The sequence below is a fragment of the Pseudomonas sp. NPDC087626 genome, from assembly GCF_044743405.1.
Classification (GTDB): Bacteria; Pseudomonadota; Gammaproteobacteria; order Pseudomonadales; family Pseudomonadaceae; genus Aquipseudomonas.
This window is the reverse complement of the sequence record NZ_JBIUWJ010000043.1, coordinates 1-16,524: the sequence shown is the minus strand read 5'-3', so window position 1 is coordinate 16,524 and position 16,524 is coordinate 1. Positions and strand designations below refer to the sequence as shown.

Sequence of the window (16,524 nt, the reverse complement as noted above, 5' to 3'; positions counted from 1 at the left end):
ACCCGGCTTGATAGGCCGGGTTTTTCTGAGAAATGTTTACCGTGTTCCAGGAACAAGGTTCAAAATATCTTTTATTGCTAAACAGTGCTTTTCAATCTCGGCAGTGCATCCCTTTTTTAGTATCTCAGATGCCACAAAATGCATTGCTGGATAAGCGGCACGAAGCAAGTGGTTCGCATAAATCACGACATTAAAACCACCTTCAACCAAAGTATCATAATGAATATCGTTAAACGTAGTAGGCACACAAACCAAAGGAATGTCGCAGTGATAGGTTCTGAATATACGAGCAAACTCTAGAACTTGGAGAGGTGATGACTCACGACTGTGAATCATAATCCCATCCGCGCCGGCCTCAACATAGGCAAGTGCACGACATATTGCATCATTCATCCCCACTTCTAACACTAAACTTTCGACCCTGGCTATTAGAAGAAACTCGGACGCAGGTTGACTTTTCTTGACCGCCGAGATCTTTTCTGAAAACTCAATTACCGTTGCCTGGTCTTGATGCACTTCATTGCCGAGCAAGGAGTTTTTTTTCAAACCTGTTTTATCCTCAATAATGAATGCAGAAATACCTAGCCTTTCGGCAGTCCGAACATGATGAGAAAGATGCTCTGGAAGCCCACCAGTATCCGCATCAAAAATCATCGGTTTCGTCGTCACCTCAAAAATATCTGACACGCTGGATAACCGATCAGAAAACCCAATCAATTCAATATCTGGTTTCCCTAATACCGTTGAACTGGTAAGAGAACTAGACCAAAAAGCATCAAATTCTGTCCGAGCGCCATTTTCGACATGAAAAATCTTTTCAACTAACAATGCACACAAAGGACTATGAACTTCCATGACCCGCACGCAAGCACTAGAACTCAATAATCTTTTTAATGCCGCACATCGACTTTCCGCTGATACATTTTTAAGTATTTGATCAACCATGGCACCCTCCGCCGTCAGCGCAAAAATAAAATTCAACTATCCATTTTATGAAAGTCCTTTGAAAACAAATAAAAGCACGACAGAGACAATGCAACAAAGCAGCAGAAAAGTGAAACAACCGTCTCCACCGACAAAACAAAAACAACAGCAACCAACAACACTACAGACACCACAAGAATATATAATCCAGATTGAATCCCGAACAACAACAGTTTAATCCTTGGATTCCGCCCCAGCATCAAGAACAATATTGGCTGAATTAAAATATTCGACAAAAACATAACAACCATTATAAAAACGAAAATAAAATTACGACCAAACAACATCACCCAGAGACCGCACCCCAACGCAATCAATTGAAAAAAATAACCCAGATTCACTCTAAACCTTACAGAAATACTCTGACAACACCTTAATACCAGCCACCCCAAGAAAAACCATAGACACAGCACTATCAAATAAAATAACACTATAGGAAAGTCAGTATAACTACGAGCCATCACCATAGGGACAATCATCAAAGCCAAAAAGAAACAGACATTTATAACTATAAGGCTTACACAACCCACTACACCCGACCTGGAGTCTAGAGCATCATCGAGCAAAATTGAATCTTCAGCACCAACACGCGTATCACTCAATAAAAACATGATCACAGTGACTGCATATATAAACGATGCACAAATAGCCGATGCTGATCGCTGATTCAACACCAAAACTGCAAATAACGCGGGTATTATTAGAGGGAGGGTTGCGAGGGCCAAACTCAGGACAGATAAATCTTTATGCGCATGATTACTTTTTTCTGAAGATACAAGCATTGCTCTGCCCAAGATAACAGTGCACCCACTCACCCCACCCCAAAGAAATCTCAACAACAAACCGAACCATTCATGAAAAACATGCTCACCCATTGCAAGAACAAAGCAGATGCAAAAAGCAAAAAGCATACAACGTAAAAAAAACTCCGAGATGCTACTTTTTTGTTTACTGCACTTATGACCCCTACAAAACAGCACCCTAAAGACAAACCCATCAAATAAGAAATCAGAGGACGGTATGCTGACAGCCCTTCCGTCTCATACCTTATCGCATGGTCAACCCAGACCATCAATCCAGACGATCCTAAGATGTTAGCTGCACTCAAAAGAATGCTAAAGTGCACAGCGACAATCTTATTTAACCTCATCGCACGACTACTTTATTTTCTAAAGTACCGAATAGAGACTTTGGATGATACTTACCAAATTCATCCAATACAAAAAAATCAATACTGACGACATCCCCTACTTTCAAAAAATCCACGTCAGACATGTCGTGATCCATTTTCACACGCCTTTGTTTTTCGGCTATACAAGCATCGCCATGACCGTATGTAGAGATAGCCCCTGAAGTGATAATAGTACCTGCGGGCAACTCACGAGTTTTCGCGCAATATGCGACAAGCTCTGGAAAGCCATATAACATGTCCACTGTTGACACTTCGCAAAAAAACTCACCATTCACAGTTACTTTTACCCCAAGAATCGGCTGCCCATTGTTCCACATCGCCTTATTAGCACTGGGCAACACACCAAAGGCACAAAAACTAGTCAGTGGCTTAGACTGGACAAAACCAAACCCCGACTCTCTATCTGAGCGTGCAAGCTTTCTATACGTAAAATCATTACACGCGGTCAATAATCTTATGTAATTCGCTGCTTCCGCTTTTGAAACCCCTGCGGGTACGGCGTCAGTAATGACCGCCAACTCAGCCTCAAAGGCTAGATCCAAACCCTCTACAACTTTTATCTCTTCACCTGGCCCCAAAAAGAAGTCACTCGCTCCTTGATAAATTCTTATCGGCTGTTTTTTACCTTCGCCCCACTCATCAATACGACCTTTGGGATTAGGAAAAGCGCTTCCATAGAATATTTGTGGCGCCTGCCTAACTATTGGCATTGTTAAACTAGGCAAGCGCACTTTACCGGCATCCGTTCCAGCATATTGCTTAGCCTCTGACAAGGCAAAAAAATCATACTTTTTGTTAAACTCATCATAAATTGAAAAAAAACGCTTCATCTAAAACCTAACCTTTAGTTCTACCAGACAAATAACCAAAACAGTCCATCTGATCTAGAGCGACGGAGCTAGAAAATAACGTACTCTCATACAACTCAAGCGCGCCGTCATAAAATCTGCTCTGGACATTCAGATCACAGAACAACTCACCGGAAAGTTTAAGATCCTTGATTCTTATTTCCAGCGGAACCGTTATGCCATGACCCGCACTCATGTACCACTTTAACAAAAGTTCAAGATACATAGATCGCCCTCTGCCCAAACCTAACGAGCCTGCAATTACCTCTTTAGAAACACCGTACGCCTCCGCCAGGAGTAGTGCTTCTGCAGCAACAGCCAAATTAATCGCTTCGCAATAGTTATTAATGACCTTCATCGCTTGAGCATCTTGGTTAGACTGCATCAAGCAGCGAGCTTTAAGCAGCGCTCGCAATACACAATCAAAGTCCGACTTTAAGCATTCTGGACTTTTACCAAGATAACCAATGAGCCCCCCTGAAAGCGCACCTTCAACGCCTCCTGAAACAGGTAACTCTATGTAGTCTACGTTGACACTTTTAAAAAAAACCTCCAATCTCGCGGACGCTTTCGGTCCAACCGTACTGGTGTTAATCATTAAAAACTTGTGACGCTTTAATGCCTCAATTATCTTATTACTTGAGAAAACCTCACGAATACTACTTTCATCTCGCAAACACAATAACCATATCCTCTTCTCGCGAACAAAAGCCTTATCAAGATCATCAATCGAGCGAGCCCCACTAAATATTAATTCTTCTAGCTTGCACCTAGTGCGATTATAAACCCAGACATTAAATCCACATTCCAACAAGCGTATAACCAAGGCCGAACCGAGAACACCTGCACCTATCACAGAGACATTCATCATACTCACCTCGCTGGCATACAATGAAAATCAAGACAAGCAGTAGTTAAATGCAAGTATTTCTGAAGCCTCTTCAAGCGCAATAAAACTATGCGGCACATTGGGACTTAAATAAATTGAATCACCCTTATTTAAAACCTCAGTTCGCCGCCCTGCTTCCGCACTACTCCCCCAATCAACTCGAACCACTCCTTCAAGTATGTAAACAACCTCTCGAGAGGAATGCCCTTCATTCAACACGATATTTTCCAAGCAACCACAGTGCAATGCAACTTTCAGGGCCATCAACTCTGGAGCACTGTTTGAAGTAGCAAGATGTTGGTATGTATAATACTCATTCCCCCCTCTATTACTCACCTTACAAAACCCTTCATCTCGCCTGAGAATCTTCACGCCGTCTGTTAAATCGGTGCACACCCCTCGGAGTACCTCGGACATTGGCATTATTAAAATATCAGCCAATTTTTGTAGCTCGCTCGTAGACTCAATCTCAACATAATCACCGCGCTTTGTACTTACCGCACTTATAACTTCCTCTACAGACATTTTCCTACTGGCGGCCAACTGCTCAATCCTTGAAACACTAATTTTTACACTCATCTTTTCTCTCCTGATTCAGGCATCCAATTCGACTGTGCCTTGTAAAGTTTAGATATTCTGATTAGCTCATCCGCTGCGTCGCTCACGCATGGAACCGTTTCATGCTTAGCAATAAGAGTTTTAAGCTCTGAAATATCAAATAGCACTTCCCCCCTACGTACCACTTCATCCTTTTTAATAAATGTCAACCCAGCACCTAGTTGAATCCACGTATGAGCATCACTACCACTCAGTTGGCCTTTTGAATATCTACTCGCAAGCTCTAAATAGCTATTCATGAAAGTTGCTTGCTTGCCAGGCACTTCAATTGCATCTACAAGATCTATGACCTGTTCAAAATCCACCCACCACTTACCATTTAAAAGTAGGTGATGCGCCACCGAAACATAATCACTTCCGCGCGCATTCAAAGAATTAACAAGCTCCAAAGGACTATATTCGTTCCTCCTCCAATCCAAACCCATAACTGAGTTCAGATCAGCGTGAACACCCATATCACCGCCCCCAAATAAAGAAACCTCAGCCCCAGGACTGATGACAACGCCAGACGCTAACTGTATTACCCCACTGGGTTCGACCCGACCTCCAAATCTGTTCTCACTAAATATTTCTATAAATAATTCCTCATATCCTACAGCGTCTCTATGTTCCGTAAGGCACAGTACGTCGATATTTTTTTCGCTGGCAACGTGGAATACATAAGAAATTTCATCCCAGTTAGGCCTTGATGTCTTTGATGCTAACAAGTGAACATGGGTATCTATCAACATAAAAAGCCATCCCTTCTACGCACTAGATTTTTTATTTGAGCAAGGCTCCATTTCTAACCACCGCCACAATACCCAAAAGCTCCTCATCACTTAGCCCTCTCTCTATCTCCATGGATAATGCGCGCGTCAAGCGCAAGCACTCACCCAACTCACTCTCCGTAGATTGAACTCCCAACTTCTTAAGAACATAATCGATAGCTGCGCGCCCAGAGTGCTTACCAATTACAATGCGACGAACACCACCAATAAGCTCTGGCGCAAATGGTTCAAAGCTAGTACTATTTTTTAAGGTGCCACTTGCATGTATACCTGACTCATGCGCGAATACATTCCTCCCAACAATAGGTTGCCATGGATGACACAGAACACGGGCGGCCTGAGCAACAACTTGACTTAGGGCTATAAGTTTAGTTTCGTCAACACCTAAATCTATATTATATAAAACTCTCAATGCCAACACGCATTGCGCGAGATCCGGCATTCCAGCGCGCTCACCAATTCCATTCACTGTTGCATGAAAGAACGTTGCCCCGGCTTGAATTCCCGCTAACGTATTTGCTGTGGCAAGACCGAAATCATTATGCGCATGACATTGCACTGCTAAACCTGAAGCATGCCTAACATGGCTTACAATGTTAGCGTATCGTTCAGGGGTTAATATCCCGACTGTATCAGAAAGTCGAATTCTATCGGCTCCAGCCTCGGCAACGTGAACAGCGTACTCCTCAACGAAACTTAGCTCTGACCGGCCTACATCTTCAGCACTGATTGATACAAAAACGCCCCTATCCTTTGCTAATTTAATTAAATCAGAGGACGTTCTCAGCAACCACGCTCTGTCTTTTTCCAGGCTCGCACCCAAGTGGATATTAGACGTGGGAAGACCAATATGAACAGCGTCAAATCCGAGATTCAGTGATTGAACAACATCCTCTTTCCCCCCCCGATTCCAAGCAACTAACGTCGCTTCATCCTTCCGTTCAAGCAAAGTTTTTATTGTGTCTAGTTCATCACCACCCATCGCAGGAATACCAACCTCTAACCACTTAACCCCCGCATCAACCAAGGAAGAAAATATGGCAATCTTCCTTTGTTTTGAAAATGCCAAGCCTGGCGATTGCTCGCCGTCACGCAATGTAGTGTCTTCTAGAATTACGGTGTTCATTTTTTCAACCCCATTTATTTATTGGCTGCCAAAATCCCACTCACCGACAAGATTAAACTCACACTAAGAAAACTAGAGCACTCGGTTAATTCAACTTAACCTGAAGACTAACAGCACGATACAAAAAATCAATTTTCTTCCAGTAGGAGCAATCACACTGAACTGTAGGAGCTTTCCTTTCATTTCAATGCACCCCCCTACAACCAACTAAACTTTTGATTTCTCACAACTTATTTCAATGTACAATCTTCATAAATTGATATTTTCATGGGTCAATATCGCGTTGAGATTACGTTTAGCAAACCACGGGAGCGACTTTAGGCATGGGTTAAAGAAATCGACGCCTTCCTGCACGGCGAGCCGGTGTGTGAAGAGGAGTTCCGGATCATTTGTGACACGTCTTAAAAGACTCATCACAAGCGCGTGATACCCCTTGCCCCGTGATTGATCAGAGCCTGTAGCGCGGCCATCGCGAGCCTGCTCGCTCCCACGGACCGTTGTGCTTTCGCATCATTCGGGTGTTGCTTTCATGCGTATTGAATTGCTCAAGCTCCAACGACTTCATCAGTGCCTGGCACGTCAGGTTATTGGAGTGCCTGACTTCAAGTTGCGCAAAGGCAGTCTTGACTGCGCCGCGATCATCACCTCATCGGCTTCAATTTATCCGCCTCATCCAGCTCGGCCAGGTATTGGGCAATGCGCTTATCCAGCTTCTGCTCCTGGTGCTTGAGCCGCTTCAAACTCATATGACGCCGCGACGAAGCAACCGCTTGAAACTTACTGCCATCAATGGCCACCAGTTCGTCCGCGATGAGACCCTCCGTGCGGCAAAACTGGACTAGAGCGCGACAGGTCGCGATAAAGGCAGCTTTGTTGTTTTTACGAGAGTCGGCGATGGTCTTGAAGTCGGGTTTGAGCCGGTTGATCAGCCACATCACTTCGATATTGCGCTGGCACTCGGCTTCGAGCCGCCGGGATGAGCGAATCCGCTGGAAGCAACCATAAAGGAACAGCTTGAGCTGATCGGCGGGATCGTAAGAGGGCGCCCGGTGCCTTTTGGTAAGGCTTTATCGAAATCCAAGCGCACAAGATCAAGCTTGGCGACGTAGGTGTCGATCACACGAACGAGGTGATCCTCGGGGATCAACTCTTCCAGCGAGACCGGGAACGGGTTGGTCTGGCTGCGGGACTCAGCATGGATTTAGGCCATAACGAAAAATGCTCCGTATCTTCCGATACGGAGCATTTTCTTTGAGCGCTGCGCAGATTGCTAGGTTTTCACATAGCCTGCACTGGGACGCTTTTTATAGCCGTAAAAGGCTTACTTCAGGGTAATGGTGCCTTTCATCATCGAGATGTGGCCAGGGAACGAGCAGAAGAAGCCGTATTTTTGCGCAGCGTCGAGTTTCGACACGTCAAAGGTCACGGAGTCTTTCTCGCCAGCACCGATGATCTTGGTGTGGGCGATCACGCGGGTATCGCCTTCCTTGAGGTAGTTCTTGTCGATGCCGGCTGCCAGGCCATCGGTGGCGATCGGCTGCATGTCAGCTTCAGTGCTGATCACCAGGTTGTGGCCCATGACGTTCTTCGGCAGGCTGCCGGAGTGGGTCAGCTCGACGGTGAATGTTTTGCAGCTCTTGTCGATTTCAATGGCCTTGGTGTTGAAGGACATCTGGTCAGTGGAATCAACGGTGACCTTGCATTCGGCAGCCATCAGTTGGCTGCTAGCCAGTGTCAGCAGGGATACCGCAACAAGTTTGGCAAACATGGTGAATCTCCAAGGCAGGGTTAAAAAATCCATATCTTGTAAAGACTGCCTGAAATTTCCGGAAGTTCCTATGACCTGAATCAAGAATTGTATACAACTTTCGAGCTATGACACTCATCGAAACAATCTACCAGCCAGACAGCCCGCGCCAGCCTAAGATCGGCCCATTGTTCCCGCCAATGGAGTGTCCGTCATGTCCCTCAATAGCCTGTTGTGCAGTTTGCTCGCCGCCTACGCCTGTGGTGCCAGTGGCACATTTGATGAGGCCCGCCGCGCGGATTAATCTTGGAGCAACCCGGTGCCAGCCATTACTCTGCGCTCGTCACTGATCACGGAGGAAGGCATGTCTTTAACATCTGTTTGTGTGTTTTGCGGCGCCAGCACCGGTACCGACCCGGCCTATCGAGAGGCCGCGATTGCCCTGGGCCAGGAACTGGCTCGGCGCAAGCTGACGCTGGTGTACGGCGGTGGCGCGGTCGGCTTGATGGGGATTGTTGCCGACGCCGCACTGGCGGCCGGTGGCGAAGTGATCGGAATCATTCCCGAAAGCCTGAAAAACAAGGAAATCGGCCACAACGGCCTGACTCGCCTGGAAGTGGTCGACGGCATGCACGCCCGCAAGGCGCGCATGGCAGAACTGAGCGACGCCTTTATCGCCCTGCCCGGCGGCCTGGGCACCTTCGAGGAACTGTTCGAAGTCTGGACCTGGGGCCAGCTCGGCTACCACGGCAAACCGCTGGGTCTGCTGGAAGTGAATGGTTTCTACAGCAAACTCACTGCATTTCTTGATCATGTCGTCGGTGAAGGCTTCGTTCGCGGCCAGCACCGTGACATGCTGCAAACGAGCGAATCGCCGCAGGATCTGCTGGATGCACTGGATGCCTGGCAGCCGGTGGCCAGCCCCAAATGGGACGGGCAAAAACCCGATTAACCCTTGGTCCCGGTTTAAAGGCAGAATACGCGCCGCTCAACCTCACCTTCGACCCCAGAGGATCGCCCATGGCTAAACCTAATTACTCCTTCGCCAAGCGTCAAAGAGACTTGGCCAAAGAGCAGAAGAAAGAGGAAAAGTTGCAACGCAAGAAAGCGGCTGCCGATGAAGAGGCCGGCGCACTGAACCAGGATGCAGAAGGCGAAGTGACTGCCGAAGACGCTGTAGAAACACCGAAAGAGCAGGCGCCAGACGCCTGAGCCCCACCGGACAGTGTCCCGCCTATCTTCTGTAGGAGCTGGCCAGCCAGCTCCTACGGCGGACCGCGCTAGTCCATCGGCAAGACCGTCACCCGCACTTCCGGGTCATGGCTGCCGCCCCCCAGAATCACCCCACGCAACGGCGACACATCGGAAAAATCCCGGCCCCAGGCCAGGGTGATGTGCTCCAGCGCTGGCTGGACATTGTTGGTCGGATCAAAATCCACCCACCCCACTACCGGACAGAACACCGACACCCAGGCATGGGACGCATCGGCGCCGATCAGCCGCGCCTGCCCGGGAGGTGGTTGCGTCAGCAGGTAGCCACTGACGTAACGCGCGGCCAATCCCCTGGAACGCACACACGCCAGCATCAGGTGCGCAAAGTCCTGGCACACCCCCCGCCGCCGCTCCAGCACCTCCACCAGCGGAGTTGCGACCTGCGTGGCCTCGGCGTCGAAGGTGAACTCGTTGAAGATCTTCTGCATCAACGCCTGTACCCCCAGCATCAGCGGCCGCCCCGGCGCAAAACAGCTTTCGGAGAATTCGACGAAGGGGCTCTTCAAGTGCACATACGGCGACTCGAAGCGATAACGACACGCCTGCAGCACCTGGTCGGCGACTGACTGGCCACTGTAGGTCAGCGCACTGCGGGTCGCCTCCCAGGCCGGCGACTGCTGGAAGTCGGGCAATGCCCGGGCCAGCACCTCGACCGTCAGCCGGGCATTAACCTGCAACTCATCGTGGGGTCGCTCGAATGCCAGGCGGGTCAGCGGGTTGCCGAACACGTCCAGCTCATCGCGACGGGTCGTCGGTGATGGGCTGATCAGCAACTGCTGCTCGGTGCAGCGCTGCCAGGTACAGGGCCGCGGCCACAAATGGGCCAACTGCTGGGCCAGGGAAACCGGGCTGTCGTAGCGATAATGGGTGTCGTGGAGAATCTGATAGCGGGCACTTTTCACACGGACACCGTACGTTGGCTGACATCGTCGACATGGGCGAAATGCCGCAAGGCCAGGCGATCGGACACCTGGTTGCTGACATCGGCGACCTCCTGCAGCAAGTCCGCCAGGCCATCGAGGGCGGCGCGCACACTGCTGTCACCGAAAAGCGGGTTTTCCAGGCAGCCAAGGTCAAACCCGGCCAGGCGCTCCACCAACAGTGGCAAGGCCGCCTCGGCAGGCGCAGCGAAGTCGTGGTTCAAGCGCTTCAGGGAGCGGCTCACCAGTTTCAACTGGAACAACACCGCATGGGGGTTCTGTTCATCGAGCAACAACAGGTCCAGTACCGGGATCAACTGCGCCACGGCCAGGTAACGGGAGCGGTAGGTGATGCTGCTGTTACCCAATTCGAGCAACCATTCCAGGCCCGCCTGATCGAACGCCCCGGCGCCACGCAGAAAGCCCGCAAGGCTGCTGCTCAAGAACTGCAAACGCTCGATGCGCCGGCCGATCATCAAGAAGCGCCAGCCTTCGTCGCGGGTCATGTCGTCCAGGGCAAACCCTGACAACGCGGCCAGCGACATCACCAGTCGGTTGAGAAAATCCAGCAACTCGCCAAAATCCGCGGCCTCGGTCGAAAGCGCCATGGCTTCGCGCTGCAACTCCACCAACGCCTGCCAGTTCTCGCGCGACAGCTTGCCGCGCACCTGGGACGCTGCCCACTGCAAGCGCTGCAGGTTGGCGCGCAGGCTGAACGACCAGTCGGCACCGAGCAAGGCGGCGAGCAGGCGCTCGGGCAATTCGCCCTCCTCGGGCAGCAGCATCAGGCTTTCCCCCAGCTCGACAGCCGCTTGCAGGGCCTGCGGATCGTCGCCGTCGACATAACGCGCAAGCATGATGCGCAGCAAACGCGCGCTGTCATCGCAGCGCTCGCAATAACGGCCGAACCAGAACAGGTTTTCCACCACCCGCGACGGCAGGTACGGATCGCGCCGCACCAGGTCGTGCACGCCGAGGGTTCGCTGGGCTTTCCATTGTTCGCCGACGGGGGCTCGCTCGCCCAGCACCCAGGTGTCTTTGCTCGCACCGCCACGCTGCATCGAGACCACTTCGGCATCCGCCTCGGCGGCCACCCGGGTCAGGCCACCGGGCAATACCCGATAGCCGTCGCGACTGGCCACCGCATACACCCGCATGCCGATGGCCCGTGGCTGCAACTGACCGGTTTCGGCCTGCCACACTGGCGCCTGGGACAGCTGGGCCAGTTCTTGCGCCACATAGGCATAGGGTCGCGCACGGATGCGCTGTATCAGATCAACGCGCTGTTTTTCACTCAAGTCGCGGCCAAACACCGGGATAAAACTCTGCGAGGGGAAAGCCGGCTTGATCAGCAACTCGGGAAGCTTCTCCAAGGCTTGCTCCAGCACCGGTGGTTCGCCGCACCACCAGGTGGCAATGGACGGCAGGAGCAGTTCCTCACCGAACAGGTATTGATTGATCTTCGGTAGAAACCCCAACAGGCCTGGCGATTCCAAAACACCGCTGCCCAGGGCGTTGGCCACCAGCACCCGGCCCTGGCGCACCGCATCGAGCAATCCTGGAACGCCGAGGGCCGAGTCGGTGCGCAGCTCCAACGGGTCGCAGAAGTCATCATCGAGCCGGCGCATGATCGCGTGGACCCGGCGCAGGCCACTCAGGGTCTTGAGGTAGACGGTGGCATCCCGCACCGTCAGGTCACCGCCCTCGACCAGCGGATAACCCAGTTGGCGGGCCAGGTACAGGTGCTCGAAATAGCTCTCGTTGAATCGCCCGGGGGTCAACAGCACCACCAGCGGCACTTCCTCGGCGCTGGGTGCCTGGCGGGCCAGGGTTTCCTGCAGGGTCCGGAAGAACCCCGCCAGGTGTTGCACTTGCAGGTCGCGATAGAGTTCGGGAAACGCGCGGGACACGATGGTGCGGTTTTCCAGCGCATAACCGGCGCCAGACGGTGCCTGGGTGCGGTCCGCGGTGACCCACCAGCGCCCGTCGGGGGTGCGCGCCAGGTCCACTGCATACAGGTGCAGGAAGGTGCCGGCAGGCGGCTGGATCCCCTGGCACGGCCACAGGAAATTGTTATGGCCAAACACCAGTTCCGCCGGCAGCAGGCCCTCGGCAATCAGGCGCTGCGGGCCATACAGATCCGCCAGCACCGCGTTGAGCAGCCGCGCACGCTGGGCGATACCGGCCGACAGGTGCTGCCACTCCTCGGCGGCGATCACGTGGGGCAACAGGTCCAGCTCCCAGGGGCGGTCGGCGCCCTTGGGGTCGGCGTAGACATTGTAAGTGACGCCGTTTTCCTGGATCTGTCGCGCCAGCAACGCCTGACGCTGTACCAATTGTGCAGGCGAACTGCGCTGCACCTGCTCGAACAGGCGCCGCCAATGCGTGCGCACGGCACCGCTGTCGTCGAGCAGTTCGTGGTAGGTGCCCGCCGTGAGCGGGTAACGGTCTAGCAGGTCAGGCATGGAACGCTCGGCAGGCTCAGGAAAAAATCAGGTTAGCGCATAACTATGGCAGGTCTGTTATTGGCTGGTCTGCGCAAACCGGCGCAAATCCAGGGTCATGGGCAACTCATCATTGATAGTCAGGGTCGGGACCTGAAGGGGTCCCGGGCTGTGGCCAAGCCGGAAAAACCGCGCCATGCGCCGGCTCTCGGCTTCGTTGGCGTTGACCGGCAGGCTGTCGTAGTTGCGCCCTCCCGGATGGGCAACGTGGTATTGGCAGCCCCCCAGGGAGCGCTGCATCCAGGTGTCGAGCAGGTCGAACACCAAGGGCGCATGCACCCCGATAGTTGGCTGCAGGCAGTTGGCGGGCTGCCAGGCGCGGAACCGCACGCCGGCGACAAACTCGCCGACCCGACCGGTCGGCTGCAGCGGTACCGCAACCCCATTGCAGGTCAGCACATAGCGCTGCGGTGCCAGCCCCGAGAGCTTGACCTGCAGGCGCTCCAGGGACGAGTCGACATAACGCACCGTACCTCCCGTTGCGCCCTCCTCGCCCAGTACATGCCAGGGCTCCAGCGCCTGGCGCAGCTCCAGCTCGATGCCGCTGACCGCATAATCGCCGACCTTGGGAAAACGGAACTCCAGGTGGGCGGCGAACCATTCGGCGCGCAACGCATACCCGGCGGCGTTGAGATCCACCAGCACATCGGCAAAGTCCTGCTCGATAAAGTGCGGCAGCAGGAACCGGTCATGCAGCTCCGTCCCCCAGCGCGCCAGCTTGGCGGGCGCATAGGGCTCGCGCCAGAAGCGCGCCACCAGGGCCCGCAGCAACAGTTGCTGGACCAGGCTCATACGCGCATGGGGCGGCATCTCGAAGGCCCGCAACTCCAGCAGGCCCAGGCGTCCGGTCGCACCGTCCGGCGAATAGAGTTTGTCGATACAGAACTCGGCGCGGTGGGTGTTGCCGGTGACATCGATCAACAGGTTGCGCAGCAGGCGATCCACCAGCCAGGGGGCACAGGCCTCACCCGGTGGCGGCATTTGTGCGAAGGCGATTTCCAGCTCGTACAAGGCATCGTTGCGCGCCTCGTCGACCCGTGGCGCCTGGGACGTCGGGCCGATGAACAGGCCGGAAAACAGGTAGGACAAGGACGGGTGGTTGTGCCAGTAGCTGATCAGGCTGCGCAGCAGGTCCGGACGCCGCAGAAAGGGTGAGTCAGCCGGAGTCGCGCCACCCAGTACAAAATGGTTACCGCCGCCGGTGCCGGTGTGGCGGCCGTCGATCATGAATTTTTCGCTGGTCAGGCGGGTCTGGCGGGCTTCCTCGTAAAGGAACTCGGTGCGCTCCACCAGCTCATCCCAAGTGGCGGACGGCTGCACGTTGACCTCGATCACGCCTGGGTCCGGGGTCACCCGGAAATTGCTCAGGCGCGGATCACTGGGCGGCTCATAACCCTCCAGCAACACTGGGCAATGCAGTTCCTGGGCGGTGGCCTCAATGGCGCTGACCAGCTCCAGGTAATCCTCGAGCCGCGCAAGCGGCGGCATGAACAGGTACAAGCGCCCTTCCCGGGCCTCGGCGCAGAACGCGGTGCGGGTCAGCCAGTCGGCCGACTCGTCGAGTGCCGGCACGCGCTCCTCGGCCTCTGCGGGCGTAGCGTGGACCGCCAGTTGCGCGGTGCCCGGCAGTGCTGGGAAGTCCTGGTTGGGGTCCTGCGGGTGAATGAACGGATACTCCGCGGCTTTTACCCAAGGCTGGGAACCCAGTGGCAATCGATAGCCCAGGGGGGAATCGCCGGGAATCAACCGGCAATGCTCATCGCGCAGGTACCAGCGCCCGCTTTGCCACTGGTCGCCCTGGGCGGTGCGCGCCAGCGGCAGGACCTGGCCAATCACTTTGTCCAGGCCCTGGCTGAAGACCTTGCGCAGCCGCGCACGCTCCAGCGGCTCGTCCAGACGCGGGTCTTCGGCGCTGACGTTCAGCGGCAAGTTGCCTTCGCGCCACAGGTAATAGAAATGATCTTCGTAAGCCGGGAACACAAAACGCGCAGGCAATTTCAAGCGCTCGGCGACACTCGCCAGAAAACGCCCGGCCAGCGCACCATCCGCGCCGTAGTCCTGCTGCTCATCGGCGATCAACGCACTGTTGTGCCAGACCGGTACGCCATCACGCCGCCAGTAGCAGTTCAGCGACCAGCGCGGCAGTTGTTCGCCGGGGTACCACTTGCCCTGGCCGAAATGCACCAGGCCTTTGGGCGCGTAATGCTTGCGCAGGCGCTGGAACAGCTCGGCAGATAGCCGACGTTTGTCCGGGCCGAGCGCGGCGGTGTTCCATTCGGCGCCATCCGGGTCGTCGATCGAAACGAAGGTCGGCTCGCCGCCCATGGTCAGCCGCACATCGCCGGCCTGCAGGTCGCCGTCGATCTGCCGGCCCAGGGTCTGGATGGCCTGCCACTGCTCCTCGGTGTAGGGCTTGGTGACCCGGGGCGCTTCCCAGATCCGCTCCACCGACATTTCATGGCTGAACTCACACTCACAGGGTTCAACCAAGCCGCTGATTGGGGCCGCAGAGGACGGATCGGGACTACAGGCCAACGGAATATGTCCTTCACCGGCAAACAGCCCAGAGGTGGCGTCCAGGCCGATCCAGCCCGCACCCGGCAGGTAGACCTCGCACCAGGCGTGCAAGTCGGTGAAATCCACTTCGGTGCCGGATGGCCCGTCGAGGCTCTTCACGTCCGCCGTGAGCTGGATCAGGTAACCCGAGACAAAACGCGCTGCCAGCCCGAGGTTGCGCAGCAGCTGCACCAGCAACCAGGCCGAGTCGCGGCATGAACCGGATGCGTGCTCCAGGGTGTATTCCGGGGTCTGGACCCCGGGCTCCATGCGGATCAGGTAACCGATGTCTTCGCTCAGGCGCTGGTTGAGGGCCACCAGGAAATCCACGGCCGGCAGCGGTGTGCGCTCGATACCCTGCAGATAAGCCTTGAGCCTGGGGGTCAGCGGCAGGGTTTCGAGGTACGGCGCCAGTTCCTTGCGTTCATCCGCGGCGTAGGCGAACGGGATGTGCTCGGCGTAGGGCTCGAGGAAAAAATCGAACGGGTTGAACACCGCCATTTCGGCCAGCAAGTCGACTTCGATGCGCAGTTGCTCAGTCTTTTCCGGGAACACCAAGCGCGCCAGGTAGTTGCCCTGGGGGTCTTGCTGCCAGTTGATGAAGTGCTGCTCGGGCAACACTTTCAGCGAATAAGAGAGGATCCGCGTGCGGCTATGGGCCGCCGGGCGCAGGCGCACGATCTGCGGGCCGAGTTCGACGGCGCGGTCGTAGCGGTAGTGCGTGACGTGGTGCAATGCGACATGAATCGACACGGCGTGCCTCCTGCGAGCCTAAAGCGTACCGGGCACCGCGCAAGACTTATGCCATACAGCAGCGCTGGCGCTTTCTCCGGTTGCTTGAGGCAGTACAGCACCAAAATCGGGCGCTGCAGGAAAATGGTTTGGCGCAGGTGCACGTAAATGTGGCGATCCGTCAGAAATTGGTTGGCAGTTCCGGCCTCTTCGCGGGCAAGCCCGCTCCCACAAGGATCGCTGCGAATGCAATAAAGCAGACAACCTCCAACACTAATGAAATGGTTACCCCCGCCGCCCCCAGTGATAGCCCACTAAGCTTTCACTGGGGGCTCACCGGAGACCATTGTCATGAACAAAGTAGCT

14 protein-coding genes and 2 pseudogenes are annotated in these 16,524 nt (G+C 54.2%); 4 read left to right on the top strand and 12 right to left on the bottom strand.

Annotated elements, in window-relative coordinates; all coding sequences use genetic code 11:
• Positions 1-36: 36 nt before the first annotated feature.
• The 7 genes from aepX to ACIOVD_RS25315 all read right to left on the bottom strand — a co-directional run bounded on the left by aepX (position 37) and on the right by ACIOVD_RS25315 (position 6,427).
• A complete protein-coding gene (aepX, locus tag ACIOVD_RS25345) occupies positions 37-945 on the bottom strand; it encodes a phosphoenolpyruvate mutase (RefSeq protein ID WP_401130892.1) in 909 nt (302 codons plus the stop codon).
• 32 nt (positions 946-977) lie between these two features.
• A complete protein-coding gene (locus tag ACIOVD_RS25340) occupies positions 978-1,859 on the bottom strand; it encodes a hypothetical protein (protein ID WP_401130890.1) in 882 nt (293 codons plus the stop codon).
• Positions 1,860-2,130: 271 nt separating this feature from the next.
• The gene (locus ACIOVD_RS25335) at positions 2,131-3,006 is read right to left on the bottom strand and encodes a fumarylacetoacetate hydrolase family protein (RefSeq protein ID WP_401130888.1); all 876 of its coding nucleotides are present in this window, start codon (positions 3,004-3,006) and stop codon (positions 2,131-2,133) included.
• A gap of 7 nt (positions 3,007-3,013) precedes the next feature.
• Positions 3,014-3,892, bottom strand: coding sequence for an NAD(P)-dependent oxidoreductase (locus tag ACIOVD_RS25330; protein WP_401130886.1), 879 nt, complete (start codon positions 3,890-3,892; stop codon positions 3,014-3,016).
• Between the two features lie 30 nt (positions 3,893-3,922).
• Positions 3,923-4,492, bottom strand: a complete 570-nt coding sequence (locus ACIOVD_RS25325; protein WP_401130884.1) for a cupin domain-containing protein — start codon at positions 4,490-4,492, stop codon at positions 3,923-3,925.
• Positions 4,489-5,262, bottom strand: coding sequence for a hypothetical protein (locus ACIOVD_RS25320; protein WP_401130882.1), 774 nt, complete (start codon positions 5,260-5,262; stop codon positions 4,489-4,491). The genes ACIOVD_RS25325 and ACIOVD_RS25320 overlap by 4 nt, the downstream gene beginning before the upstream one ends.
• 31 nt (positions 5,263-5,293) lie before the next feature.
• Positions 5,294-6,427, bottom strand: coding sequence for a hypothetical protein (locus ACIOVD_RS25315; protein WP_401130880.1), 1,134 nt, complete (start codon positions 6,425-6,427; stop codon positions 5,294-5,296).
• Positions 6,428-6,760: 333 nt separating this feature from the next.
• Here ACIOVD_RS25315 and ACIOVD_RS25310 point away from each other — a divergent pair.
• A pseudogene (locus ACIOVD_RS25310) lies at positions 6,761-6,832 on the top strand (hypothetical protein); the annotation flags it as partial.
• An 85-nt stretch (positions 6,833-6,917) separates the two neighbouring features.
• Here the strand turns inward: ACIOVD_RS25310 and ACIOVD_RS25305 are convergent.
• A pseudogene (locus ACIOVD_RS25305) lies at positions 6,918-7,628 on the bottom strand (transposase); the annotation flags it as partial.
• Positions 7,629-7,748: 120 nt separating this feature from the next.
• Complete coding sequence (azu, locus tag ACIOVD_RS25300; RefSeq protein WP_095169555.1) at positions 7,749-8,195, bottom strand: azurin; 447 nt, start codon at positions 8,193-8,195, stop codon at positions 7,749-7,751.
• A 343-nt stretch (positions 8,196-8,538) separates the two neighbouring features.
• Between azu and ACIOVD_RS25295 the strand changes: the two genes are divergently transcribed.
• Together ACIOVD_RS25295 and ACIOVD_RS25290 are read left to right on the top strand one after the other, a co-directional pair.
• Positions 8,539-9,126 carry a TIGR00730 family Rossman fold protein gene (locus tag ACIOVD_RS25295; protein ID WP_401130877.1) on the top strand — a complete coding sequence of 196 codons (588 nt, stop codon included), beginning with the start codon at positions 8,539-8,541 and terminating at the stop codon, positions 9,124-9,126.
• 68 nt (positions 9,127-9,194) lie between these two features.
• Positions 9,195-9,386, top strand: coding sequence for a hypothetical protein (locus ACIOVD_RS25290; protein ID WP_095169557.1), 192 nt, complete (start codon positions 9,195-9,197; stop codon positions 9,384-9,386).
• Positions 9,387-9,454: 68 nt separating this feature from the next.
• On the opposite strand, the gene ACIOVD_RS25285 is transcribed toward ACIOVD_RS25290, so the two are convergent.
• The 3 genes from ACIOVD_RS25285 to ACIOVD_RS25275 are packed head-to-tail and all read right to left on the bottom strand — an operon-like array spanning position 9,455 to position 16,179.
• Positions 9,455-10,348 (bottom strand): transglutaminase N-terminal domain-containing protein, encoded by an 894-nt coding sequence (locus tag ACIOVD_RS25285; RefSeq protein ID WP_401130875.1) that lies wholly within the window; start codon positions 10,346-10,348, stop codon positions 9,455-9,457.
• Entirely contained in the window at positions 10,345-12,831 is a 2,487-nt protein-coding gene (locus tag ACIOVD_RS25280) for a circularly permuted type 2 ATP-grasp protein (RefSeq protein WP_401130873.1), read from the bottom strand. Before ACIOVD_RS25280 ends, ACIOVD_RS25285 begins: the two co-directional genes overlap by 4 nt.
• Before the next feature lie 57 nt (positions 12,832-12,888).
• Positions 12,889-16,179 (bottom strand): DUF2126 domain-containing protein, encoded by a 3,291-nt coding sequence (locus ACIOVD_RS25275; protein ID WP_401130871.1) that lies wholly within the window; start codon positions 16,177-16,179, stop codon positions 12,889-12,891.
• Between ACIOVD_RS25275 and ACIOVD_RS25270 the strand changes: the two genes are divergently transcribed.
• The coding region (locus ACIOVD_RS25270) for a hypothetical protein (protein WP_401130869.1) at positions 16,161-16,524 on the top strand (364 nt) is incomplete at its 3' end. The two genes, ACIOVD_RS25275 and ACIOVD_RS25270, sit on opposite strands and share 19 nt — an antisense overlap.